The sequence below is a fragment of the Ideonella livida genome (assembly GCF_010499455.1).
Lineage (GTDB): Bacteria > Pseudomonadota > Gammaproteobacteria > Burkholderiales > Burkholderiaceae_C > Ideonella > Ideonella livida.
This window is the reverse complement of sequence record NZ_JAAGOH010000081.1, coordinates 1-1657: the sequence shown is the minus strand read 5'-3', so window position 1 is coordinate 1657 and position 1657 is coordinate 1. Positions and strand designations below refer to the sequence as shown.

1 protein-coding gene and 1 pseudogene are annotated in these 1657 nt (G+C 74.4%); one reads left to right on the top strand and one right to left on the bottom strand.

The window, feature by feature from the left end; translation table 11 throughout:
* Positions 1–117: pseudogene (locus tag G3A44_RS24010) on the top strand (glycine betaine ABC transporter substrate-binding protein); the annotation flags it as partial.
* A gap of 21 nt (positions 118–138) precedes the next feature.
* Here the strand turns inward: G3A44_RS24010 and G3A44_RS23115 are convergent.
* On the bottom strand, positions 139–1657 hold a 1519-nt coding region (locus tag G3A44_RS23115), incomplete at its 5' end, for an HlyD family type I secretion periplasmic adaptor subunit (protein WP_163460107.1).

Here is a 1657-nt window from a genome sequence, read left to right as displayed (position 1 = left end):
ATCTCCTCGCTGGATCGGGCCATCCAACGCAAGCAGTGGATGGTGGTGACCACCTGGTCGCCGCACTGGATGTTCTCGCAGTACAAGCTGCGCTTCCTGGAAGACCCCAAGCAGGTGCTGGGCGGCTGCCGTGGTTCATCAGCGCTCGCGGAAGGCCTCCCGCGCCTTGAGCAGGGGGCGCAGGATGAAGTCCATGACGGTGCGCTCGCCGGTGTTGATCTCGACGCTGCCGGTCATGCCGGGGATGACGGGCAGCTGCTCGCCCCGGGCCTGCAGGGTGCTGTGGTCGATGCGGACGATGGCGCGGTACCAGGTGTTGGCCTCGGCGCCGGCCCCGGCGGTGGTGCCGGCGTCGGGGCTGCCCAGGGCGTCGGGGCTGAGGGAGACGACTTCGCCCTGCAGCATGCCGTAGAGGTTGGGGTCGTAGGCGCTGAGCTTGACCTGGGCGGTCTGCCCGACGCGCACAAAGCCGATGTCGGCCGGCTTGATGCGGGCCTCCACCCGCAGGCGCTCGCCCACGGGCACGATCTCCATGATGGGGGCGCCGGGGCCGATGACGCCGCCCACGGTGTTGACGCGGATGTTCTTGACCAGGCCGCGCACGGGGGAGGTGATGAGGGTGCGGCGCACCGCGTCCTCGCGGGCGACGAGCTGCTCGTCGAGCTGGGCGAGTTCGGTCTGGCGGGCCAGCAGTTCGGTGCTGGCGTCCTGGCGCAGGCGGTTGCTGCGCTCGAAGAGCTGCTGGCGCAGGTCGTTGACCTGGCGCTTCAGCCGCACCACGTCCAGGTCGCTGGCCAGGCCCTGGGCGGCCATGCGCTGGGCCACGTCCAGCTCCTGCAGCACCAGGCCGATGCTGTGGCGGGTGGCGGCAGCGGTTTCGTCGAGCAGGCGGCGCCGGGCGGTGTAGGCCTCGGCCTCGGCGTCGCGCAGGCGGGGATGGGCCTGCAGCTCGGGCGGGAAGCGCAGGGGCTGGCCATTGGCCTCGGCGCGTAGCCGGGCGATGCTGGCCAGCAGGGCCAGGCGCTTGGCCTGGCCTTCGTTCTGTTGGGCCTCAAAGCGGGTGGGGTCCAGCCGCACCAGGGCCTGGCCGGGGCTGACCTGCGCGCCTTCGCCCACCAGCAGTTCGGCCAGCAGGCCGCCCTCCAGGCTGGCGATGACCTGTTCGCGGCCTTCCGGCACCACGCGGGCATCGGCACGGGTGATCTGCTCGACCCGGGTGAAGCCGGCCCACAGGCCGGCGGCCAGCACGGCCAGCAGCATGAGGGCCAGGGACAGGTGCAGCACGGGACGGGCTTCGACGACCTCGGCGGCGCGCACGGCGTCGAGCAGGACCAGATCGCTGCGGCTGAGCCGGCGCGGGCGGGGCGCGCGCGCGGCGGAGGGCGGTGCGGCGGGGCGTGAAGCCGGTCGCGCGGGGGCGGGAGGGGGGGCTGCAGCCGGTGCGGCGGCGGGCGCCGGCTCGGGCAGGTCTGCCACGTGGATCAGGCGCGGGGGCTCCCCGGGGGGGAAGGGCGGGGGCTTGGGGGCCTGGCGCGGTGGTGGTGCCGGGGACGTGGGCGCCGGCGTGGGCGGGGGCGGCGGGCCGTCCAGCGCGGGTTCCTGGGCCGGGCGTGGCGTCTTGGCGCGCCCGGGCAGGGCGAACTGCCAGCGGCGGGCG